We start from the raw sequence: 22,834 nt of genomic DNA on the forward strand, positions 1-22,834 counted from the left end.
GTTTATTGCGCTTTTAAGACCGTATCAATAGCTGAAACACTTTTATGTGTCAGTGTACTAATCATATTCATGGTAAGACTGTAATTACCGACTCGATTTTGAAATTGAAGTAATTGAGTTGGATTACTTGGGTCAATACTATTCACATTATCCATTAATGCTGCTTTTTCTTGGCTAACAGAAACTGAATATTCGGCAAAAAGCTTTTTAACTTTGTCTTCAATTGGTATCCCTGATGGTATAACAGATGTCATTTCTGTCGGGCTTATTATTGATAAATTTGGTGTGATAGTTAACATAGATGATTTCCTAAATAATGCAGAGCATCATGTTAAATGATGCTCTATTAAATATTAAACGTTACGAATAATAGCTTGGTCAGTTTCTTTAATAGATTTCATAAAGTTACTTTGTAATTGACGTGCCATATTATAATTGCCGCTCATTGCTGTGATTTTCGCTAAGACTAGCGGATTATCGACTTCTAAATTGGTACTGGAGAGTATTGTATTTAGCTCATCACCAAATAACTTAGCTTTGGAGCTAATGCTCGCAGAGGTGCGATATATCATACCTAAATTATTTGTACCGCTCCCTTCTACTTCAAGATCGGATTTTGCCCATCGATTACTGCCATCTAAACCTGGAATTGGATCTGCCATTTGTAAGTCTCTCTTTATTTTGGAAATTAAATTAATTAAAAACTGGTTGAGTTAAAAAACCAATGGTTATTACCTAATAAAATATAACCATTAGCATTGGTGACAAAAGATTTTCCCACGAGTTCATTTTTAACAAGGGATACCGAAAATTGAATATGATGCTCCCCCCATTTTTTATAAAATGAATTCGTGAAGTTTATTAAAGAAATAGTTTGTTTGTCATTTAAACTATCTTTTACGATAAAAATAACTTTATTACCTTTAGTGATTTTACGCCATTGAACATTACTTTCTGTTAATCCTAACTCGGCTTTTTTTAGTAATTCATCAAAAGTAATAGTTTTTAAATTTATTTTTGTTTTACAGTTAAAATAAGATGATAATATTTTGTCTATATTCTTTTCATCATTAATTAAATGGTTATTTGAGATGCTCCTTATTATTGGTTGGCAAGGATTATTAAGTTCGATTTTTAATATATCTGGAATTGTGTCAATGAGTTTTTCTTCAATTTCACTTTCAAATTTAGACATTATTTTAATAGAGAATTTTTCATTGTACTTTGCTTTAACGAGTTGTTGCATGCTCCAATCTGAATCTCGTTGTGTTTTCACTAAGATCAGACTTTCATTTTTCATACCTTGGGTGACAATAATCGGGTAGTGATTGCCTTGAAGAATCTGTTCTAACATCTTTGTTTTCTTTTGCGTATTCTCAGCTGTCTGAGTAGGAATATATTGAAATGTAACAAAAAGAACAAAGAGAGAGAGTAGCGTGAAGAAAAATACTAGCATAGTTTGTTTATTAATAAAGCTTGTTTTTTGTACTTTAGATTGTTTTTCTTTTGGCTTGAAATCAAGTAACGAATTTTCAGTGGTGGTGATATTTTGAGGGCTATCCCAAGTGGAATCCTGCATTTTGATTGCGATAGGAAAAATGTCAGCTAAAAGTAATTGTTGCAGAATAACCGGAATGTCGGTGCTGAGGCCATTATCATTGAGTCGAATGGATATACCTTCGTTTGGATTATTTTCATCAGTAATAATGGAAAACTCACAAGCGCTGCCATCACTAGGAATATAGTAAGTCGTGAAACCGTCATCATTAATGTCGGTTCTATAATCAATGTCTTTATTAATGATAATAAGATTCATATCTGTATTAATCATTAACTCTTGACCATTCATGGGGCCGCTAGCAATTTTTATTATACAAGCCCGGTTATTTGTGTCGTTCATAAAAAATTATCTCGTGGAATTAAATTCACTTTAGTAATGGATTAATCGGATTAGCTATTGGCCGCAAGTAAAGCAAAAAATAGTTTTTTTGTCAGTTGAATTGATCTTATTCATTTACACTTATAATTTGGACGGAAAAGTATGAACGATTCCAGAGTATTCCTTTGTTATTTTTTATCCTATCACTCACTCTGTAGCGACTAAACTTAATTGATAAGGCCTACAGATAATGTCAAACAAAGATATTGCTATATTATTAGAAAGTAGAGGCTGTCGCTTTTCTTTGCAGGACAAATTGGTCTTGGCTATACCAAATAAGAATGCACCGCCTTTTTTTTATAAATCTATATATTCAAATTTAAATATTTCGATAGAAAATAAGTCTATATTCATTTGCCAAGAGAATGAGTGGGACTTGATAGATAAAACCCATTGGGATTTATTTTCAATGAATTTATCAGAATTAGTCGAAATTCTAGCAATTATAGACACTGCAACAGGGCAAGCTTTTTTGGCTAAAAAAGAAGTTATTGAAGTAACCGAAAATTGTAACTATGAGTTTATTTCATTGAATGAAGATTTACCTTTAAAAGCATCAATTAAAAATATTGTGATTGATTTAATTATTAGACATCACTCTATATTTGATAGCTGGTGTGAAGTATTAAGACGCTATGAGGCATATGGCATGATGCGGTTTATTCTTTCTTCTGCGCAGGATGATAGGAATGCCAATATTAATCAGCTATGCGCTCGTTATGGAATCTCCGCATCTTATTTTAGACAGCTTTATAGAGAAAGCTTTAATAAAACTGCGAAAAGAAAAATTATGAGTGTTCGCATGGCTAATGCAATTTTGCAGTTAATTGAAAGTGAAGATTCAATATTAGATGTGGGGTTAGAAGCCGGTTATTGCTCAGCTTCGCATTTTACTAATGACATTAAAAAAGAGTTGGGTCTGACTCCATCGGAAATCAGGCACATTGGAGTAACATTATATGAACAGTAAAAAAAATCGGGTGTTATGTTTAACACTCTTTTTACTGAGTATGAATATTTATTCAGCGCATGCAGAAATTATTGTGGCGGAGCCTGTTACGCAATCAAAGAATCACGATACATTTGTGGCAAATAATATTGCAATAGGTAAAGTTTTTGATGCGGTTGCAGAGCGTCTTAATAAGCCCATTATATTGAGTAAATTAGCCGCCCAAAAAAAGGTGACGGGTAATTTTAATTTAGCCAATGCGGATGAAATGTTTAAAGCATTAACTCGTCGCATTGCATTGGTTTGGTATGACGATGGCGCAGGCATTTATGTTTACGATAATAGTGAAATGCGCAGTGCTATTATTCCAACAAATAATGTTAGCAGTAATCAGGTGCTTAATTATATTCAACGAAATGGTATTTATGATTCGCGCTTTCCTGTGCGTTCACAAGGTGGTGAAAGCCTATTATTTGTTTCTGGACCACCTCTTTATATTGAATTAATCAAAGCGGCATCTTTGTATCTTGCTGAGCAAATCAAAAAAGAAGAGTTATCCAGCGGTGAAGTGGCAGTTATTCCACTCAAGCATGCATCTGTAACTGATAGAAGTTATTCACTACGGGGACAAAATATTACGATCCCCGGCATGTTAACGGTCATTAATACTTTATTTAAAAATGGCGTTGGGATGGAAGAAACACTGCATATTCAGCCACCTCCAGCACCGATTAACTCAACGGGTGACTCGATAGATGAATTGATGGATGCACCGATTGGCGAGTTAGCACCGTCTACTAATAAACGCATGGTGATGACCCGTGCGCCATCGAATAGTGCTTTTTCGCTTGTGGCTCACCCTGATAGTAATAGTTTGATTGTTAAAGGTAGCCAAGAAAAAATTCGTTATGTTCGTCAATTAGTTAATACATTAGATATGCGTCGTCGCCAAGTCGAACTCTCATTGTGGATCATCGATATTACGCGTTCTGAATTGGATAATTTGGGCGTGAATTGGGAAGTGGGTACTTTTAAAACAGGCACTGGCTCAGTGTCGTTTAATCGCAGCACATTATCGAATAGCCAACAATTTCTTTTGCAGATTGACGCCTTAAATAAAAGCGGTAATGGCCATATTGTTTCTCGTCCGGTTTTATTAACACAAGAAAATATTCCTGCTTTATTTGATAACAACACCAGTTTCTACGCCAAGCTACAAGGTGAGCGTATTGCGACTCTCGAACAAGTGACTTACGGCACGATGGTGAGTGTGATGCCACGTATTTCAGCAGGTAATCATGTGGAAATGGAAGTCAATATTGAGGATGGAGCAGAAAATCGCGATAGCGCTGGGAAAACATCGAGTGTTGAGGGTTTACCCGCCGTAAATCGTACCAGTATTAATACGGTCGCCCGCATCGCCAAGGACAGTAGCTTGTTGATCGGTGGATATACTCGAGAACAATATGTTGAAAATGAAAGTAAAATTCCATTCCTTGGCGATCTCCCTTTTGTTGGTGGATTGTTTAGTCATTCGTCGACTAACCAACAGAAAATGGTGCGTTTATTTTTAATCCAGCCAAGACTGTTAGAAGAAAATGAAGGATGGGATGGTCGACAATTCTCTGAAAAAACACGTATTACAAACCGTGATAGCCAATTACACGGTACGGTTCAATTTCTTCAACAATATATGAGTGAGTCATGGCAATAACACCACTTAGCATCAATAACCGATTTTCGGTTAACACTCAAAACAAAAGTCGTACACCATCAAGTGGCAGTAGCGACGATGCCGATGAAGTATCTCGTGGCGCGGGTGTTATCGATAGTTCCAGTGAATATGCATCTATGTCGATGTTGGCTGCTAGCCATGTTCGTCGAGGAAGTGCCAAGAAAGGTAGTGAAGAAGAGTGGATGCAGTTTGCTGATCGTATCTTAGATAAAGATGCGGATGAAAAAGTGCTGCATATAGAAGGTTTACTCAGTAAACAGTTGATGAACCCTAAACAGTTACGTGCTTTTTTATTGCAATATTTTACGGACCCCAGCGACTTATTGATGGTACTTGCTGCGTTAGTCAATCGTAAAAAATTAAAAAAAGAACAGATTGAAAATCTCGAGGCACTAGAGAAACTGTTGCAATCCGAAGATACCAAACGAAGTGCGCAAGCGGGAATTAATGTCGCACTAATTGCGAGAGCATTTGCTAAAAAGCTGCAATTTAGTGCAGATAATTTACGTACGTTATATCGTGAATTTATCAGTTATGACGGACCCGTAGTGTATTTATATGAACAATGGGTTGAAGAGATGGAAGCCCAAGAGCGAGAAAATATGATGCGCTATTTAGGGCGAGCTCTTGCTTGTGATTTACAAGCTTTACCATTAGGTGACCTTAATATTTGTGAGTTTGGTAGCTTTTTTAATCGGGTTGGTCGACTGCGTGAATTACAGTCTTTAGACCATGTTTTTTGCCAGCAATTTTTTCAATCTGGTTTTTTTCGTCGCAATGAAAAAGCAAATAAATTACAGCTTGAAAAAGAGTTGAGCCAGTTATTTACCCGAGGCATTCGTCGGCAAGTTAGTTTTGAAGAAGAATTGATCACTTTTATTAACGAAGAATTGCATGTTATGAGTAGCGACATGCGAGCCCGTTTTTTACAGTTGTTATTAATTGCTTTTTCGGTGATCCCAATCACTGTCTTTCAGTCACTCGACGCGAGGGATGAACTTCTCGAACAATTAAAAATACTCATGGACCAAATTATGGTGCAGGAGCAAATTCTACACCGCCAGTCATAGTTTGATAGGATAAATAATTCCATGAAAAATATAACCGGATTTTTATTACAGATCCGTAATCGCCCAGAATTAATGGTACTTGTTATCATGATTATGGTTATTGCGATGCTTATTATTCCATTACCCACAATTCTTGTCGATTTATTAATCGGCCTGAATATTATGATTTCAGTGCTTATTTTTATGAGTTCTTTTTATATAACTCGCGTACTGAATTTTCAATCATTTCCCTCTATTTTGTTAATCAGTACATTATTTCGACTTGCGTTATCAATTAGTACTAGTCGCCTTATTTTATTAGAAGCCGATGCTGGGGATATCATCGCCACCTTTGGTGAATTTGTTATTCAAGATAATTTAGTCGTTGGTATGGTGGTATTTGCCATTGTGACCATTGTGCAATTTATCGTTATTACAAAGGGTTCTGAACGTATTGCAGAAGTGGCGGCGCGTTTTTCTCTAGATGCGATGCCCGGTAAGCAAATGAGTATCGATGCAGATTTACGTGCTGGTGTTATCGATGAGGCAACAGTTAAAGAAAAACGTGGGGACCTTGAAAAAGAGAGCCAGTTATTTGGTTCTTTTGATGGGGCAATGAAGTTCATTAAAGGGGATGCCATCGCCGGTATTATCATTATTTTTGTTAACTTAATTGGTGGTATTTCTGTTGGTACCGCTCAGCAGGGCATGGATGTTTCAACGGCGTTAAATACTTTTTCGTTATTGACCATTGGTGATGGATTAGTTGCGCAAATTCCTGCACTGCTTATTTCAATTAGTGCTGGTTTTATTGTGACTCGAGTCGGCGGTAATGATAAGAATTTGGGTGAAAATATTGTTTCTGAGTTATTCGCTAACGACTTCACAATATTAATTACGGCACTGATTGTACTTTCTATGGGTTTCTTACCTGGCTTTCCTACGACGATATTTCTATTCTTAGGAGGACTGCTGATCGCTCTATTTGTTGTGCGGTATTTCAAAAAACATAAAGCTAACCAAAATGAAAAGAAACTAGTCAATGAAAGTGTGAATCCTGATGTGACCGAAGGGGAAACTCAACGAGAAAATAGTGAGGCAGATGAAGAATATATTCCAGAAACTTTACCTATTATTATTTCTGTCAATCAAAATTATAAGCAACATCTAGAAGAGAGTAAATTTTTATCACGAATGAAAAAAGATATTTTTATTCGTTATGGATATCGAATTCCAGATATCGCAATTAACTATTCACCTATTGTTCCTGAAAATAAAATAGTGGTATTAATTAATGAAGTAAAAGCGGGAGAATATGATGTCTATTTCCATGGTCATCGTTTATTAACGATGAACGATGAGTTAGAATATCTTGGCGTGGAGTTGATTAAATTTACCGATGAATATGGTTCAGTGAGTACATGGTTTGAAAATAAACATCTTTATAATATTGAACAACTTGGCTTAATGGCACGTGATGATGTTACGGAAGTTATTGACTGTGTGAGTACTTTATTACTGCGATATATTAATGAGTTCTTTGGTATTCAAGAAACTAAAAACTTACTTGATGATCTTGAGAGAAAATATCCTGAATTACTAAAAGAATGTTATCGCCATGCCACGGTGCAAAAAGTCACTGAAGTATTCCAACGTTTATTAATGGAAAAAATTTCAGTCCGTAATATGAAACTGATTATTGAAACACTGGTGCAGTGGGTGCCAAAAGAAAAAGACAGCTTAATGTTGGTAGAGCATATCCGCAGTTCAATGGCGCGTTATATTTCTTCTCGCTTCTCAGTAGATGGTCGTTTGAATGTGTTAATGATTAATGCTGAGCTGGAAGACTCTATACGTCAAGGGATTAGACAATCATCGGGCGGTGTGTATTTGCATTTAGAACCTGAAAAAACAAATGAACTGATACAAGCTGCTGAACTCGCTTTAGAAAATAGTTACTTATCTGTTCGTGATATTAATATATTAGCACCCGTTGATATTCGTCGCTTTGTGAAGAAAATTCTCGAAGGTCGTTTCCCTGAGCTAGAGGTACTCTCTTTTAATGAGGTCTCTGACATGGTGAAAGTGAATGTGATTAAAACAATTTAATATTATTAAGTTTATATAGTTAAAACACTGTAACAAATAAATTCACGTAATAAATAATATGACTAAATTATTAATGGTCATAAGCAAACAATTTGTCATTAAAATAAAATAAGGAAAATGCCTGTGAAATATCGATTTATAGAAGTACTAAATGAATTTTTAAATACGATGGGTCGTAGTGATTTAGTTAATTCTCAATTAGATTGCCATTCTAATATCCAATTAGAGATGAGCGATACCCCTCCAATTAATATTGATCTATCAACGGATGATATTATTATTTGGTGCCATTTAGCTGATTGTAATTATAGTCACTTAGAATCTGTCAGCTCATCATTATTAACCACATTATTAGAATATCCACCACGTAATTTTCAACCAGGACAACCTGCATTAAATATCGTTGATAATATTTATGTTCTTTCTGCTGTGTTAAAAGAATCCGCTATCAATAATATTCAACTTTTTTCTGATAGTTTTGACGAATTCTTTGAGCGTGCAAACGAACTTAGAACTCAGCTATCTTAATTAATCATGAAGCTATTTGATTCTTGCGCGCATCCGGCGCGCATTCATGGATGCCTAATTGAAGCGCCTTTAAGGGGCGTCTTCATTGGTGAGATTTGCTTTATTGAGCAATCTCTTGCACAACCGGAAATTATTGCTAAAGCACAGGTTGTCGGCTTTAAAGAAGGGCTAACAGTATTGAGCTTAATTGGTCGCGCCCAAGGCTTAACCCGAGAGGTGGTTATTCGTCCGAGTGGCTATCCATTCGTATTTCAAGTTGGGGAGCACCTAGCTGGTAAAATCTTCAATGCTGCCGGAGAGCAGGTTGGCACATTAAGTGATGATGTTCCTGAAACCATGTTACTCAATACAAAATTACAGCGTATCGATAGCCCACCGGTCAGTGTGATACAACGACGCCCAGTTTCTGAGCCAATGTTAACCGGTGTTCGTGCCATTGATGGGCTTTTGACCTGCGGTTTAGGACAGCGTATTGGTATTTTTGCTGCTGCTGGTAGCGGTAAAACGTCATTGATGAACATGATTATTAATCATGCCCATGCAGATATCCATGTGGTAGCTTTGATTGGTGAGCGTGGTCGTGAAGTAATTGAATTTATTGAAGAACTACAAGCATCCCCTCATGCGGCTCAGACTATTTTGATCTACGCTACCTCTGATAGTCCGCCGATTGAACGTTGTAATGCGGCGCTATTGGCAACCACTATTGCTGAATATTTTCGCGATTGTGGGCGCAATGTTCTGTTGTATGTTGACTCGATGACGCGTTATGCGCGAGCGTTGCGAGATGTTGCGTTAGCTACCGGAGAATTACCCGCCAGACGTGGTTACCCCGCTTCTGTTTTTGAACAATTGCCAATGTTGCTAGAGCGTCCTGGGCGTTTAAAACACGGTTCAATTACGGCTTTTTATACGGTGTTGTTGGAAAGTGAAGAAGAGGCCGATCCTATTGGTGATGAAATTCGCTCTATTTTAGATGGGCATATTTATCTGAGTCATAAACTTGCAGGCCGCGGGCATTATCCCGCTATTGATGTTTTGCATAGTATTAGTCGTGTTTTCCAAAAAGTCACTACATCCGATCATCGTAATTATGCCGTTAATCTTCGTGACATGATTTCAAGGCTTGAGCAAATCCAAGTTTATCTTGAGTTAGGTGAATATCAACGTGGTGAAAGTGAAGAAAATGATAGGGCGTTGGATAATAAAGACGGAATTGAACGTTTTTTAAAACAAGCCATGGATGAGCCAATGCATTTTGATGAAATGCTAAATCAATTAAATATTTTGGCATCGTAATGATTAACAAGTTGCTTGCATTGACACAAAGGCGTCTTGAAAGAACGTTACAAGAGCAGTCTAAGTTGAATGCCTTGATAAAGGAATTACAACAGCAATGCATCAATATTCGCCAACGTATTTCGATTTTGGCCACTCAGACTACCTCTTATGAAAAATCAGAAGAATTAAATCGAATTGCATTTTGGGAACGACAAAGATTGAAAGCGGCAGTACTCGCTGAAATTGCTCAATTTGAGTTCAAAATAGAAACAATAACCTTGGAATTATCAAAACATAAATTATTGCAATCGCAAATTGCTAAGCGTGCATTCATGTTACGGAACAAGTGCGAGAAATTCCGAAATTATCTTAAGCAACAACGTACTGCTCGAAGGTTAAAATCAGAACTTCAGCAACAAAATGAAATTGAGGAGTTATTCGTACATGTCAGTAATAAAAACGAACCCGAGTGAAAAAATAGTTCATCGGGTAATGGAAGGGAATGCAACATCATCAAAGTTTGATAGTTCCACATTTAGTCATAAAAATCTTATAAAGAAAATAGTTGAAACTGCCGCCAATAAAAAAAGAACGGAATTTGCTTGTCATAAAAAGCAAAGTAGAAAAATAGAAGATTATATTACGCCAGCAGTCGCCCATTTACCGATTCAGGTGCTGCAAAATAATGGTATGCCGAAGGCATTCATAGCGCTAAAAGACAGTCCTTATACGGATATTAATACTAAAGCAGTAGGGCAAAGTAAGTTGCTAGAGGTTGATGGTAGCGAGTTACCGATAAACCAAGATTTACCTACTGAGCGTGAGTTACCGGTTAATACTGAACTAAAGGTTGCGCATAAATTAGTAATTGAGGATGAAATTCCTTTGGTTAACAGCATGATGGTTAATTTAGTCTCGATAGATGGGATGCCTCAGATAAAAAATCAGCTCTCAACCCATCATAGTACTCAGTTCGAAGAGCAAACGGTCGTATTGGATGCGGGGGTAGAGTTAAATACAACGAAGCCACTGGCTGCATTATTACCATCTAACCCAATGAAACTAGCTGATTTTCCTACGTTAGAATCACTAAGGGGGCAAGCCAAGGCTTTACCGTCTACCAAAAAAGTTGAATCGAAAATAGCGTTACAACCGGAAATTCAGTTAGAGAAGGGAATGAATTTATCGAGCCAAATGAGGCAGATGAATACTAACTCATTGAATGAGTTTAAAAATACTACGGTTCCTTTAGTAACAGACATGCCTCTTACAGCAGACCTTCCATTGAAGGCCCATGAGTTGGGTAACAAACCGTTAGGTGAACAGGGTATTGACGTAAGTTTTTCGGATGCCCAAAGTGAACAGTCGAGAGCGTTAACAACACCACAAAAAGGTACACATTCGTCTGATAATTCGCTGCTTGAACCCACAGGAACCCGCATTAATTCTTTAGTTAATGAAGAGCAAAAATCGCCAACTTTATTTCAAGAGATTTCGACGGAAAAAACGGATTTGCAAAACCATATTGTGACATCCGTTATTAGTGAAATGGTCGCGCGACCACAGACCTCAACTCAGGCTCAACAACCAAGCCCAATGGCCCATAAAACACCTGAATCTATGGAGTCTAATCCAGTATTTGATGCAAAAGAGCCTAAGGCGGAAGCGCGTAGCCTCACTTATACCTTTAAAAATTGGCAAGCTAGCCCATCAGTGACATTTGAACTTGCCTCTAAAGGAGAATTTCTTGGCTCAACGTATAGTCAAGAAGTGCATCAAGCGCTGAATGAAAATAAGCATTTATTCAATCATGAAAGCAACGTGCATATTCGACGTGAAGATGAACGTAATCAGCAACGTCATGATCAACAGCAGCAGCAACAAGAAGAAGATTAGTCATGTTGAATATTCGTCGAATCAGTGCGCGTGAAAAACAAATTAGAGTTTGGCAGCAATGCTACTCGTTTAATACACAGATCAAACAATCGAAACGTGGGCAGCGTCATTTTCAATTATCAATGGTGAGTGAAACGCAAAAAATCACTATATTTGTTGCAGTTGAAAGCTGGTGTCATCACCGCTGGCCTAAATTGACTCAGTATGCTTGGGAATTGTTAAGTATCAGCCAGTTATGTGAATTATTTACTTCTGAATATAGTAAGAGTACGTTTTTCTCCCATCAATTCCGTTGTGAATCTGTCGAGATAGTTGATGATGAACGCATCAACCAACCTTGGTTAGTTGTGAAGGAAGCTAGCCTTGGCGAGGTGTTATTACCAGAGCCAATTGAAGGCCTTGAAAAGATAAAACCGACCAATCAGTTAGTAAACAATTTGAAACTACAAGCTGATTGGATCTTGGGATATAGCTATATCAGCGTCAAACTTTTGCAAAAAATAGAATTACGCGATGTGCTGTGTGTTCAACAATTACAGTTAAATATGTCTGTGACAGGACGGCTGTTAGCCCAGTTTCAAAAGCAAGAAGAAGGATTATTTATGATCGAAGAATTGATGGTGCCAGAAGTTGAAGAAACATTTGTCGACTCTGAAGACGATGAAATACAAGAAGCCGTTCGTCCATTTGATGTCAACGAAATGAACGTCAAATTAACGTTTGTTTTGGGGCGCAGCGATATTACCGTCGATGAGCTTGCAAAAATGCAACCTGGTTATATTTATTCTATTGGTGAAAATAAAGAGCGTGAAGTTAAGGTGTATGCCAACAAGCAACTTATTGCAGAAGGTGAGCTTATTTATATTGGTGATAGTGACGAACTCGGTTTGGAAATAACTCATATCGTGAGTTTGGGTGATAAAAGAGTTTAATATGCCAACAATACCAGATGGAATTCCATTATTAGCGATTATCGCTTTTTCGACATTACTACCGTTTATTATTGCGGCAGGAACCTGTTATTTAAAAATATCCATTGTATTGATTATGGTACGTAACGCGATGGGGGTTCAACAGGTTCCCTCAACGATGGTATTAAACAGTATTGCATTGTTGCTTTCTATTTTTGTGATGATGCCAGTATTGCAAGACGTGAATAATCATATGCGCCAAGAAAGTGTCGATTTTAGCAATGTCGAATCTATTGATAACTTTGTTGATAATGGTTTGGGTGGGTATAAAGCGTATTTAAAAAAATACTCAGATCCTCAATTAGTGACTTTTTTTGAATCGATACAACAAGGCCGAAGTGAAGCAGAAGTAAGTGCTGATGAGGCTGAAGCAACATTATTTTCTTTATTACCGGCCTATGCATTAAGCGAAATTAAATCGGCTTTTGAAATTGGTTTTTATATTTACTTACCGTTTGTTGTTATTGATTTAGTTATTTCCAGTATTTTATTAGCACTCGGAATGATGATGATGAGTCCCGTAACAATATCAATACCGGTTAAATTGATTCTGTTTGTTGCTATTGATGGTTGGTCGCTAATCTCTAAAGGTTTAGTTATGCAATATATTGAATTAGCGCAGCATTAAAGCGGAAAATACCATGGACCAGATAGTTTATTTAAGTAATAAAACGATGTTGTTGATTGTTGTATTATCCGCAATACCAGTCATAGTTGCTACCGCGGTAGGACTACTAGTGGGGTTATTACAAACGGTCACTCAGCTTCAAGAACAAACATTGCCTTTTGGCATAAAATTATTAGCTGTCTTTGGTTCACTTTTTATGATCTCAGGCTGGCTATCCGATAAGGTCATGAATTTTGCTTTAGAAACGTTGACTGCTGCGATCCCTGCAATCGGGTTATTCGGATGAATCAGGAAATGCTATCGCTAGTGTCATCACTCTATTTTATTTTTCAAGAAGGACTGATCAAAATAGCGCTAGCTTGGTTAAGAATTGCTCCGGTGATGTTTTTACTCCCTTTTTTGAGTAATAAATTACTTAATGGTGGGATCATTAAAAATTGTGTTGTCGCCTATATTGCGTTAGGTTTATGGCCTTTTTTTTCTTCTCGTGAAATTCAATGGGATGAAATCAGTTTAGTTGAAGTATTTATTTATGAAATTGCTATTGGGCTAGTATTAGCGTTGATATTGGCTTTGCCCTTTATGATAGCCAATGTTATTGGTGAATTAATTGATACGCAGCGCGGTGAAACTATCAGCAGTATTATTGACCCAGCAAGTGGAACAGAAGCCTCTGAACTCGCTGTGTTATTAAGTCACATTACATGTATGGTATTTTTGGCTCAGGATGGAATGTATCAGTTAGCCAATATATTTGCACAAAGTTACCAGTTATTACCTTTTGCTCAGGGATTTACGTCATTTACTAGCCTTCCTTTAGGTGAATGGTTAAATAAGATGGTTGTTAATGGTGTGATACTCACAGCGCCAATATTAGTGACGTTATTTATTACTGAGGTTGCTCTCGGGTTATATTCTCGTTTTTGCCCTCAATTAAATGCATTTTCATTATCATTAGCAATAAAATCAATAATCGCGTTTTGTGTGTTTTTACTTTATTTCCATAATGAAGTTCCGGATATATTAGTTAATATGATTTCGATTTCGCCACTGAATGATATTTTTCTTTCTTCTTAATTGTCATGAGTACAGATAGCTATGGCTGAAAAAACAGAGAAGCCTACCGATAAAAAAATTAAAGACTCAGCTAAAAAAGGACAAGGTTTTAAGAGTAAAGATAGTGTTGCTGCAATTGTATTAGTCGTCAGTGCATTTGTTATTGATGGAGTTTCCAGTTTATATGAACTTGGCGGACTGATGCGTAAAATATTTTTATCACCTACTGATATAAAAGTTGATGCATTAATTTGGCAGTTTTTTACTATATTTTTAAGTATTGTTTTGCCAGTACTATTTGCTTGTTTTTTATCGGGTACTATTATTGCTTTATTGCAAAGTCGTTTTAGATTAGCCAGTGAAGCAATTAAACTGGATTTTACAAAGTTAAATCCAATTGCAGGGTTTAAGAAAATATTTTCGCTTAATTCTTTAAAGGAATTAATTAAGGCCATTTTGTATTTAATTGTCTTTATTATATCAACATTAGTCTTTTTTATTGTTTGGCGAAAAGATATTTTCATGCTTTATCGAACTATGATCAATGGCATGATTAGTCAATGGGTGAATCTCTGCGTTACTTTTATTATTGTTTTTCTTGCTGTCGCATTAATTATCATCCTTGTGGATGCCCTTGCGGAATTCTTTTTATATATTAAAAATTTAAAAATGGAAAAACAAGAGGTCAAAAAAGAATATAAAGATAATGAAGGTGATCCTCAGATTAAGAGTGCTCGTCGTGGTATGCACCAAGAAATATTATCTGAGGAGGTTAAATCAAACGTGCGTAATTCAACATTTGTTATGGCTAATCCAACACATATCGCTATGTTGATTTATTATGATCCTGATATAGCCCCTTTACCTTTTTTACTTTCAAAAAGTAAAGGGACACAAGCAAGAGCGATAATTAAATATGCAGAACAACAAGGCGTTCCTGTGGTTAGAGATATTATTCTGGCAAGGCAAGTTTGGCGCTCATATAAGAAAGATAGCTTCATTGATGAAAATGGTTTGCAAGATATTATGCAAATAGTGTCTTGGTTAGTTCGTGTTGAATTAGTGAAAATGGGAATAGATGTTGATGAAGCATTGAATACATTAATTAAAAATGACTCTAATTCACAGAACTATTGAAGTGTAAATTAATCATTTATCGCTTAAATCGTTTTTTTAAAGAAATAAAAAATCAATTAACTATGATGCAAAGATAAAGTTTGCATCATGTATCACATGTAAAAATAAGGTGGGTATATGAATAACGCTAAAGCAGAAGATTTGCAAAGTACGGATATGGAAGTATTGCTTGATGATATTACAACTGCATTAATGGAAGGTGCAACTTATAAAGATATACATGGAATACCACAAAGCACTATGGATGGTATTTATGCTTATGCATATGAGTTCTATCAGCAAGGTAAATTAAAAGAAGCAGAAACATTTTTTCGATTTTTAAGTATTTATGATTTCTATAATACAGATTATGTGATGGGACTAGCTGCTGTCTATCAATTAACGAAGCGTTATGAGAAAGCCTCTGAATTATATGCGCTTGCTTTTGTATTAGCTAAAAATGATTACCGACCACTTTTTCATGCAGGGCAATGTAATCTGATGATGAAAAAAAGTAGTGCAGCAATTCATTGCTTTGAAAGTGTTTTAGAAAGTAGTACGGATACGGATTTACAAAAAAAGTCACAAGCTTATTTAACGACATTAGAAAAAAATTTAGAAAAGGTTGAGCCTAAATAGAGGGCTCGAATATAAAACAAAGGAATAATATGATTAATATTACCAATCCTAACAGTGAACGAATTGATAAAATTCATACTTTTCTACAAGGTAGCAACCCTATTGGGCTAGGAGAGGACAGTGTAAAAGCGGTCTTAGCCTGTGAGGAAGCTTGTAGTGATATGGTTTCAACAGAGCAAACGAAACGCCTCAGAGCGAAAAGTACACCAACGCTAGCAACGCCAAATATGGGCTTTAATGCGAGCGCTTCAGTTGTTGAGGCATTTGTTTCATTACGTCAAATTCTGAATAATAGTACGATTGAGGGGCTGCGTGACACATTGAAATTGCTTAATGCAGAATCTGAGTCTCGTAGTAAAAAAGGTAATGATTTACTGGATTCTTTTGCACAGACTACGGATGCGTTAAGTAATACAAAAATTGAGTTTGATGAGCTCACTAACCAGCTGAACGTTAAAAATTCTAACGTAGATTTTTTAAATGGCGAATATGACACGTTAATAAAGCAATCTGATGCTAATCAACAGAAGCTGCAAACACTTAATAATGCTTTAGGGGAAACTAAAGCTAAATTAAATATACTTTTGGCGCCGACAACATCTGATGAGAAAGCACAATTTACTCAGTTGACTCAACAAAAAAATCAACTAGAAGCTGATGTTAACTATCTTAATACCCAGCAGTTATCCCTTAAAACACAATGTAGTACTCTCCAGGCGAATATAACAAATTGCCAAAAAGAAATAACAGTACTTGAGCATCAGTATAAAAAAGTGACTAATCAAGTCACCGAACTGGCAAAAAACGCGGATAGCCAGCGTGAAACATTAAATCAATTTGTTGCAGAAAGCTCAAAGCCTATTGAGATTGATGGCGAAAAATGGGAAAGCACTCTGGCTTTACTTACGATGCTGACAGCATCACTAAAAAAAGCTATGAATGAAGACTCTATTCGCAATATGAAAGAGCAAGAAGAGGTGATGAATACAATTAGTAAAGCCTCTCGAAAAGATTCCGAAGCTAAAGCTAAAGAAGCAGAAGAAGCTCAGCGTAAAGCGGATGAAGCCAATAAGGCTGCTTCATGTGCGAGTAAAATTTTTAGCTATGTGATGTTAGCGGTGTCAGTCATTGCAACCGTTGCCACGTTTGGCGCTGCCGCTCCTTTAGCGATTGCGGTAGCCGCGATTGGTATTGCCATTTCAGTAGCCGATATTGTTCTTGAAGAGACCGGACAAAGTAGTTTGATGCAGATGTTGGCGACTGAAATTTCAAATGTAGTTACTGATATGCTTATCACTTTTGGTGTGCCAGAAGAAAAAGCGAAGCAGATTGGTAGTATTGTTGGAATGATTGTGGCAGCAATTGCATTTTTAGCACTCTCATTAGCATCGATGTCATCTTTTGTGAAAAATATCGCCAATGTTGCCACTAACGCAGTAAAAATGTTTGCTAAAAATGCAGGTACCTTATTGAAAAGTATTATCAAGTCGATGCCAAGTAGCTTAACGAATGCATTAGGAAATATTGCGAATGGGGCTGGGAAAGTAGGGAAATCGGCTGATGATATGGTGGTACTTACTAAATTTACCAAATTAGCCGACAGCATTGATGATTTACAGCAAGCGGTAAAAACTACCACGAAGGTAGCGCAAAAAGCTGATGACATGAAAGACATTGTGAAAGCGGCAGATAAGGTTGCTGACCAAGCTGACAATATCACAGATGCCACCAAAACGGCGGATAAAGCAATAAATTCGGTTAAAACACAAAGTGTAGCAGCGGCTCGCCTTGAAGTTGGTATGAAAGGAACCGGAGCGGTATTGACGGTTGCGAATACGGCAACCTCGGGGGGACTGAATTTACATGCAGCAGGCCAAATTCGTGATATGAAAGAAATGCTTGCTGGCATGATGCTTAACAGTGAAACCATTCAAGCCTTGGATGAGTTATTAAAAAATTTATTGAAGTCTATGTCGCAAAATTATGAACAATTCGAAGAAATGTTCAGTGGAATGCTCACGTCATTAAATCAATCAGGTCAAGCTAAAGCCAATATGCTGAAAACAGCCCGCTTTGCATAGCCAATATAGGAATTTATCAAATGAGTTTTAATATTCAATCAGAATTAAGTAAGCCAGTTTTATTTCCTAAGTCTATTAGTTTTGGGGAAGTTTCTTCTACAGTTAACAGTAATGGGAAAGCAGCTCTGACTCAGTTGCCTCAAGGCGTGCAATTAATGGATGTGCATACCATGGCATTAGAGTCTGAGATGACCATGGATAAGCCATCATTAAAAATGTCTCAATTTTTAATGATGGATGCTCAAAGTTTAGTAGATTTTAGCGCCTTAACTGACTCAGATAAGCTAACCACATTGGATGATCTACATGCATTTCGAATGCTGACACCAGAAAATATCCAACAGGCAATCGTTAAGGTGTTAACAGAAGAAAAAAGCCCTATTGAGCAGTTGATTGGTGACGCACAGTTACCGGATGAAGCTGATTTAAAACAGATGTCTCAAGCCATTCAGGTACTTATTGCAAGCAGTTTCTTCAAGGGCTCATCAGAGATAAATATTGAAGGGAATGAGGCAAAAAAAGGTCAAAAGCCTATTGATAGCGTAAAAAACGGTACTTTTATTGGCATTATTAGTAACGATTTGATGGTGGAGTTATCGAAAATTATCCGTAACGTGATGAAGGAAATTAATATTTCAGATCGCCGTATTAGTGCGGATTTTCTACAATTAAATGCCAAAATGGTACAAGCTTCCGCGGATTCAACTATTCGTGAGGGTAAAGAAACCTTTAAAGGGGCGATGATGGGCTTTTTTACTTCCCTAGCGATTACTGCTGCGGGGAGTGCTTTCCAAGCAAGAGGGCTACGTCAGCAACATCAATCGATTAAAAGTAACTTGATACCAGGAAATCAAAATCTCAGCGGTGCTGGTAAGTTATCTGGGTTAAATGGAAAAGTAGGGAGCGATGCAACGAAGCCGAATGCGTTGAGTTTGACGGGAAAAGATGGTTCAACTGTGACGTTGAGTAATCAAGCTACGCAAAATCAAAAGAATCTTGCGAGTCAAAGAATTGACGAGGCAGGCAAACGTACAAAAGATTTAGGCATGTCACAACATGAGAAGCACGACCAAGTCATGAATAAATCTCGTGTGCAAATGGCAGTCGCTGAGCAAGCTTCTCGAATGTCAGATAATGCGGGTCAGTTGGCAACAGCGTCAAATCAAGTCAATGTGAAGTCGGCAGAAGCTGATAAAATAATTGAGCAATCAGTAGCGGATATTGCACGGTCAGTTTCGGGTGATAAAGATAAACAAATCGATAAGAGCCAAGACCTTGCCAAACAAATGCAAGAGCATTTACGTGAAATTCGCGAAAATGGCTTAAGAACGATGCAAAGTCTAGTCAGGGGTTAGGGAATGAATATTTCGGCCTCGATTAATTATAATAAATTAAATAATAATCAATTATTATCAATTCCTATTAATGTTGAACAAACAGACCTCCCCTTTAAAGGGGAGGTTATCTTTAATAATGCACTTGATCCTTATCAGAAGGCATTCGATGTATTTCAGCAAATGGGGTATCGAATTCCAGAGGAAAACGTTCAACCACAGCCAATGAATAACTCGTTGGAAAATATACAACTCAAATCAAAAATGCAGGCGTACAAGCATAAGAGAGTTAATGATAACTACGAAGAGGTGAGAGGATTAGCGGCCAAAAGAGGAGTTGCTGATGGTCGACCCCATATTGCAGGAATAAGTGAAGTCATTGACAATATATATACGGATTACCAGCAAAAATACGGTGAGTTAGTTAAAGCATCGATGCAATATATGCAAGATATGAATATCATGGCAAGTAAGCTATCCCGTTATATAGAGGCGGGTGAAAATGGTAAAATACATATCAAATTAGAAGATACTTTGAGAGCAATGGATGAAATAGTTGCGAAATACTCGGGTACGAGCGTAACTAGTGAGGTTGATGGAGAGACAAAAGAATTAAAAGAGCTGAGAGAAGAACTCCGCCTGGCTTATGAACGCATAGAGGTAATTAAAACTAACGGTGGAGTTAGTCTAGCTTTCGAATTTATGAACGTAGTAAATCTGTCAAACAAAATAAAGGAGGAAATGAAGAAACTTAATCTTAAATCTGTTGGCGGATATTTTGGAAAATGGGAGCCTGATTTTGATAAGGCTAAACCGCTAATGGAAATAAACGGCACTGAGCAAGAGTATGCTTTTTGGGAAAAAAAACTACAGGGACAAGGGTTTATTGTTAAGCGAGTGAATGGAGCGTTACGTATATTTCCAGATTTTAAACCAGTAAAAGAAATTTTTTATACGCTGAATCATTCTTCGGCAACTTGGGATACAGACGGAAGTGATATTTCATCCCAAGAATTTCAAAGCTTGCAATCAATCGTTGATAGCCAAAAAGGTGCCATTAATAGCTCACAATCTCGTTTAGTAGAAACTTTTAGACAAGATGATAGCCACTTTGAAACTTTAATTCAGTTACTTATCCAATTATATAAAGATTTACAGCAATATAATAATAGCTACGTCAATATGTAATAATTGAGTATTAATTTTCTCCGTAGAAAAAAGTTTTAGAGTTTTTACTCTATATTAATAAATAAGGAGGGGGGATGATCATAAATAAAAGTATCACGACACCAACTGTAAATAATATATTATCTTTATCTAAAAAAAGTGATCAAACAAAATCATTTTTGGGTAATTTAAATTCAGTTAATAATTCAAGTCAGGAAACGCATTTTTCGGCCAATAAACAGAATATTGATAAAACATTTAATATTTCAGGTAAAAGTGAAGAATTGCATCTGAGTAACCAGAAGTTACAGGCTAATATAATTAAGTCGCTATTAAATGAAAAATACCCAGATATAAGCTTGGATATGATAATCAAAACTATGAATTTAGGGCATGGTGGAAATCTCCAAGGACAAAAATTACAGTATCAACCTGAAAATGCACTAATTAGTTTAACATTATTGACTCATGAGGAAATTAAGGGTTCAAAGGTATTAGCCTGCGCGGCAAAGCTTATTGAGCAAGTAAATAGCGGCGATAATGATAAAACTCTTAAGCAGGTACTTAAATCATCGCAAAAAGCCTTTGAAGTAGAGCTTTTTGATAATGTATTGGGCAAAAACAATATTGATGGGTTAATTCAGCGTTTTATAGATAAATATGTTCAACCTGCAATTAAAGAAAAATTAATGCCTTATTTATCTGAAAAAACCATCGAAGCATTACCGATAGATAAACTATTTGTTGGTTCTCTTCAGGAAACGAAAAAAGAGTTAATCATAGAAGCGAAAAACCAGCTGATGGGACATAAAGTTGATAAATCAGTTGATAGACTCTTACAGCTGCATAATATATTTTCGGTGCTGGAACAACAAATCGAAATTATGGGGCAATTAAGTGTTTCTATAAATACGGATAGCAATACTGAAAATCCTGTAGCAACAAATTCTGTGAAAAATGCCAAACCTGAGGATATGGTTGATGGTGGCTCGGATCCTGTTATTGCGCCTAATGATCCAGCTCCTGCGTCTTCTAAATCAACCGTGAATAATTACGTTACTAATAATTATTTTATGGCAAAAGAATTGGTCGCAGTGAATAACGAAGGAATAAAAACGAGCCAGTCTGAAAATAGAACAGTCGATAGCCATATACCTGAATCAGTACAAAAAAATAGTATTGAAGAGGATGAAAATAAGCCCAGCATGCCTCGGTTTAAAAGCACGTTAGAAATTCCTCAAGTCAATAATGAGCGAGTAGCGGTATCAACTGGAAAAGCATGGGAAAATACGATTTCTTCGGTAAAAGAATTGCACCAAAGCATTTTAGATAGTGCACGAGTTCCATCCGCTGAAGTTAGCCACATGTCATCAAAACCTGTTGATTCTAAGCTTAATTTCGATAATAGCGCTCTTTTTCCTAAATCAACGGTGTTAACGGGGCGTTTTGAAGCTGTTGAAACGACTGATAAAGTGACGGGTAAAACGAAGAAAATTTGGCAGACTAAAGCACCAGAAGCAAAGAGTGTTACATTATCGGGGCGTGGAGCGTTAACCCGTAATCAAGCAGAAAAAGAGCGCTATGTTGGTGGACCAATAGCATCAAGTACGGAAAAAATGGGAATTCCAAATAATACCAATACGTTTGGTACCCGTTTTAAATCAGTAGAGGTTGTTGATGAAACAACAGGGAAGATGAAAAAAAGTTGGCAACCGGTAGCATCTGAAACACAGCCTGTTACTTTAACTACTCAAGGTGCGTTGACACGCAATCAAGCAGAAAAAGACCGCTATGCTAATGGGCCTATTGCATCAGGTACCGAAAAAATGGGGATTCCAAATAATGCCAATGTGTTTGCTAACCGTTTTAAATCAGTAGATGTTGTCGATGAAGCGGCAGGTAAGGCGAAAAAAAGCTGGCAGTTAGCGGATAAAAAATCAAGTAAACCCGTAACGTTAACAGAAATGGGCGCGCTAACTCGCAACCAAGTTGAAAAAGAAATGTATAACGATAATGCCACCCATTTTGCGAAAGGTTGATCAGATGACTGTACAGAATATAGTTCAGCAACAATGGGTTGAAAACCAAATCAAGGACATTCGCACTTATTCGGGGATCACGAAGCCTTTTACTATGGACTCAGCGCTGATAAGAGATTTACACATTGATTCTTTGGAGATGCTGGAATTAATTACCGCTATTGAGCAGTATACGGAAAAATCGATCAGTGATCATATATGGATGCAATGGTACCGTTTACAGGATATTGCCGATTACCTTTCAACGGTTTTTGAGCCAAAGAAATAGGTTTGATTATGAGGTCAGGATTTAATTAAGTTCTGACCTCATTTTTAAT

The 22,834-nt window shown here is 36.7% G+C and carries 22 protein-coding genes; 19 read left to right on the forward strand and 3 right to left on the reverse strand.

Annotated elements, in window-relative coordinates; translation table 11 throughout:
* Positions 1 to 2: 2 nt before the first annotated feature.
* Genes sctI through DD649_RS10905 form a run of 3 tightly spaced genes read right to left on the reverse strand, consistent with a single transcriptional unit; the run spans position 3 to position 1,900 of the window.
* Positions 3 to 299, reverse strand: coding sequence for a type III secretion system inner rod subunit SctI (gene sctI, locus DD649_RS10895; protein ID WP_294107040.1), 297 nt, complete (start codon positions 297 to 299; stop codon positions 3 to 5).
* A 54-nt stretch (positions 300 to 353) separates the two neighbouring features.
* Entirely contained in the window at positions 354 to 662 is a 309-nt protein-coding gene (locus DD649_RS10900; RefSeq protein ID WP_294107041.1) for an EscF/YscF/HrpA family type III secretion system needle major subunit, read from the reverse strand.
* Positions 663 to 697: 35 nt separating this feature from the next.
* Complete coding sequence (locus tag DD649_RS10905) at positions 698 to 1,900, reverse strand: PrgH/EprH family type III secretion apparatus protein (protein ID WP_294107042.1); 1,203 nt, start codon at positions 1,898 to 1,900, stop codon at positions 698 to 700.
* A 229-nt stretch (positions 1,901 to 2,129) separates the two neighbouring features.
* On the opposite strand from DD649_RS10905, the gene DD649_RS10910 reads away from it, so the two are divergent.
* From DD649_RS10910 to DD649_RS20095, 19 genes are all read left to right on the forward strand, one after another.
* Complete coding sequence (locus tag DD649_RS10910) at positions 2,130 to 2,909, forward strand: helix-turn-helix domain-containing protein (RefSeq protein WP_294107043.1); 780 nt, start codon at positions 2,130 to 2,132, stop codon at positions 2,907 to 2,909.
* Positions 2,899 to 4,602: a type III secretion system outer membrane ring subunit SctC gene (sctC, locus tag DD649_RS10915; RefSeq protein WP_294107044.1), complete on the forward strand. Its 1,704-nt coding sequence runs from the start codon at positions 2,899 to 2,901 to the stop codon at positions 4,600 to 4,602. The genes DD649_RS10910 and sctC overlap by 11 nt, the downstream gene beginning before the upstream one ends.
* On the forward strand, positions 4,593 to 5,693 hold the full coding sequence (gene sctW, locus DD649_RS10920) for a type III secretion system gatekeeper subunit SctW (RefSeq protein ID WP_294107045.1): 1,101 nt from the start codon (positions 4,593 to 4,595) through the stop codon (positions 5,691 to 5,693). Before sctC ends, sctW begins: the two co-directional genes overlap by 10 nt.
* A 21-nt stretch (positions 5,694 to 5,714) precedes the next feature.
* Entirely contained in the window at positions 5,715 to 7,781 is a 2,067-nt protein-coding gene (locus DD649_RS10925) for an EscV/YscV/HrcV family type III secretion system export apparatus protein (RefSeq protein WP_294107046.1), read from the forward strand.
* Between the two features lie 123 nt (positions 7,782 to 7,904).
* Positions 7,905 to 8,309: a type III secretion system protein gene (locus DD649_RS10930; protein ID WP_294107047.1), complete on the forward strand. Its 405-nt coding sequence runs from the start codon at positions 7,905 to 7,907 to the stop codon at positions 8,307 to 8,309.
* A gap of 6 nt (positions 8,310 to 8,315) precedes the next feature.
* A complete protein-coding gene (gene sctN / locus DD649_RS10935) occupies positions 8,316 to 9,608 on the forward strand; it encodes a type III secretion system ATPase SctN (RefSeq protein WP_294107048.1) in 1,293 nt (430 codons plus the stop codon).
* Positions 9,608 to 10,063, forward strand: a complete 456-nt coding sequence (locus DD649_RS10940) for a hypothetical protein (RefSeq protein ID WP_336430649.1) — start codon at positions 9,608 to 9,610, stop codon at positions 10,061 to 10,063. Before sctN ends, DD649_RS10940 begins: the two co-directional genes overlap by 1 nt.
* Positions 10,035 to 11,486, forward strand: a complete 1,452-nt coding sequence (locus DD649_RS10945; protein ID WP_294107050.1) for a type III secretion system needle length determinant, SpaN/EivJ family — start codon at positions 10,035 to 10,037, stop codon at positions 11,484 to 11,486. Before DD649_RS10940 ends, DD649_RS10945 begins: the two co-directional genes overlap by 29 nt.
* A 2-nt stretch (positions 11,487 to 11,488) precedes the next feature.
* Positions 11,489 to 12,418 (forward strand): FliM/FliN family flagellar motor switch protein, encoded by a 930-nt coding sequence (locus DD649_RS10950; protein WP_294107051.1) that lies wholly within the window; start codon positions 11,489 to 11,491, stop codon positions 12,416 to 12,418.
* A 10-nt stretch (positions 12,419 to 12,428) separates the two neighbouring features.
* Positions 12,429 to 13,085 (forward strand): EscR/YscR/HrcR family type III secretion system export apparatus protein, encoded by a 657-nt coding sequence (locus DD649_RS10955; RefSeq protein ID WP_294107182.1) that lies wholly within the window; start codon positions 12,429 to 12,431, stop codon positions 13,083 to 13,085.
* A 13-nt stretch (positions 13,086 to 13,098) separates the two neighbouring features.
* Positions 13,099 to 13,371, forward strand: a complete 273-nt coding sequence (sctS, locus tag DD649_RS10960; RefSeq protein ID WP_336430653.1) for a type III secretion system export apparatus subunit SctS — start codon at positions 13,099 to 13,101, stop codon at positions 13,369 to 13,371.
* A complete protein-coding gene (gene sctT, locus DD649_RS10965) occupies positions 13,368 to 14,162 on the forward strand; it encodes a type III secretion system export apparatus subunit SctT (RefSeq protein WP_294107053.1) in 795 nt (264 codons plus the stop codon). Before sctS ends, sctT begins: the two co-directional genes overlap by 4 nt.
* Before the next feature lie 21 nt (positions 14,163 to 14,183).
* A complete protein-coding gene (locus DD649_RS10970) occupies positions 14,184 to 15,278 on the forward strand; it encodes an EscU/YscU/HrcU family type III secretion system export apparatus switch protein (RefSeq protein ID WP_336430657.1) in 1,095 nt (364 codons plus the stop codon).
* 156 nt (positions 15,279 to 15,434) lie between these two features.
* Positions 15,435 to 15,896, forward strand: coding sequence for a type III secretion system translocator chaperone SicA (gene sicA / locus DD649_RS10975; protein WP_294107183.1), 462 nt, complete (start codon positions 15,435 to 15,437; stop codon positions 15,894 to 15,896).
* Positions 15,897 to 15,925: 29 nt separating this feature from the next.
* A complete protein-coding gene (gene sctE, locus DD649_RS10980; RefSeq protein WP_294107055.1) occupies positions 15,926 to 17,977 on the forward strand; it encodes a type III secretion system translocon subunit SctE in 2,052 nt (683 codons plus the stop codon).
* 20 nt (positions 17,978 to 17,997) lie between these two features.
* A complete protein-coding gene (locus DD649_RS10985) occupies positions 17,998 to 19,332 on the forward strand; it encodes a type III secretion target, IpaC/SipC family protein (RefSeq protein ID WP_294107056.1) in 1,335 nt (444 codons plus the stop codon).
* Between the two features lie 3 nt (positions 19,333 to 19,335).
* Positions 19,336 to 20,499 (forward strand): hypothetical protein, encoded by a 1,164-nt coding sequence (locus DD649_RS10990; protein ID WP_294107057.1) that lies wholly within the window; start codon positions 19,336 to 19,338, stop codon positions 20,497 to 20,499.
* A 74-nt stretch (positions 20,500 to 20,573) separates the two neighbouring features.
* Positions 20,574 to 22,517, forward strand: coding sequence for a hypothetical protein (locus DD649_RS20090; RefSeq protein ID WP_336430667.1), 1,944 nt, complete (start codon positions 20,574 to 20,576; stop codon positions 22,515 to 22,517).
* Positions 22,518 to 22,521: 4 nt separating this feature from the next.
* On the forward strand, positions 22,522 to 22,785 hold the full coding sequence (locus DD649_RS20095; RefSeq protein WP_336430669.1) for an acyl carrier protein: 264 nt from the start codon (positions 22,522 to 22,524) through the stop codon (positions 22,783 to 22,785).
* The last annotated feature ends 49 nt before the right edge of the window (positions 22,786 to 22,834 follow it).

The sequence above is a fragment of the Providencia sp. genome, assembly GCF_003533305.1.
Classification (GTDB): domain Bacteria; phylum Pseudomonadota; class Gammaproteobacteria; order Enterobacterales; family Enterobacteriaceae; genus Providencia.

Coding starts and splice junctions, on each gene's coding strand:
- sctI (WP_294107040.1), bottom strand. CDS start 299: ATGTTAACTATCACACCAAATTTATCAATAATAAGCCCGACAGAAATG.
- DD649_RS10900 (WP_294107041.1), bottom strand. CDS start 662: ATGGCAGATCCAATTCCAGGTTTAGATGGCAGTAATCGATGGGCAAAA.
- DD649_RS10905 (WP_294107042.1), bottom strand. CDS start 1,900: ATGAACGACACAAATAACCGGGCTTGTATAATAAAAATTGCTAGCGGC.
- DD649_RS10910 (WP_294107043.1), top strand. CDS start 2,130: ATGTCAAACAAAGATATTGCTATATTATTAGAAAGTAGAGGCTGTCGC.
- sctC (WP_294107044.1), top strand. CDS start 2,899: ATGAACAGTAAAAAAAATCGGGTGTTATGTTTAACACTCTTTTTACTG.
- sctW (WP_294107045.1), top strand. CDS start 4,593: ATGGCAATAACACCACTTAGCATCAATAACCGATTTTCGGTTAACACT.
- DD649_RS10925 (WP_294107046.1), top strand. CDS start 5,715: ATGAAAAATATAACCGGATTTTTATTACAGATCCGTAATCGCCCAGAA.
- sctN (WP_294107048.1), top strand. CDS start 8,316: ATGAAGCTATTTGATTCTTGCGCGCATCCGGCGCGCATTCATGGATGC.
- DD649_RS10940 (WP_336430649.1), top strand. CDS start 9,608: ATGATTAACAAGTTGCTTGCATTGACACAAAGGCGTCTTGAAAGAACG.
- DD649_RS10945 (WP_294107050.1), top strand. CDS start 10,035: ATGTCAGTAATAAAAACGAACCCGAGTGAAAAAATAGTTCATCGGGTA.
- DD649_RS10950 (WP_294107051.1), top strand. CDS start 11,489: ATGTTGAATATTCGTCGAATCAGTGCGCGTGAAAAACAAATTAGAGTT.
- sctS (WP_336430653.1), top strand. CDS start 13,099: ATGGACCAGATAGTTTATTTAAGTAATAAAACGATGTTGTTGATTGTT.
- sctT (WP_294107053.1), top strand. CDS start 13,368: ATGAATCAGGAAATGCTATCGCTAGTGTCATCACTCTATTTTATTTTT.
- DD649_RS10970 (WP_336430657.1), top strand. CDS start 14,184: ATGGCTGAAAAAACAGAGAAGCCTACCGATAAAAAAATTAAAGACTCA.
- sicA (WP_294107183.1), top strand. CDS start 15,435: ATGGAAGTATTGCTTGATGATATTACAACTGCATTAATGGAAGGTGCA.
- sctE (WP_294107055.1), top strand. CDS start 15,926: ATGATTAATATTACCAATCCTAACAGTGAACGAATTGATAAAATTCAT.
- DD649_RS10985 (WP_294107056.1), top strand. CDS start 17,998: ATGAGTTTTAATATTCAATCAGAATTAAGTAAGCCAGTTTTATTTCCT.
- DD649_RS10990 (WP_294107057.1), top strand. CDS start 19,336: ATGAATATTTCGGCCTCGATTAATTATAATAAATTAAATAATAATCAA.
- DD649_RS20090 (WP_336430667.1), top strand. CDS start 20,574: ATGATCATAAATAAAAGTATCACGACACCAACTGTAAATAATATATTA.
- DD649_RS20095 (WP_336430669.1), top strand. CDS start 22,522: ATGACTGTACAGAATATAGTTCAGCAACAATGGGTTGAAAACCAAATC.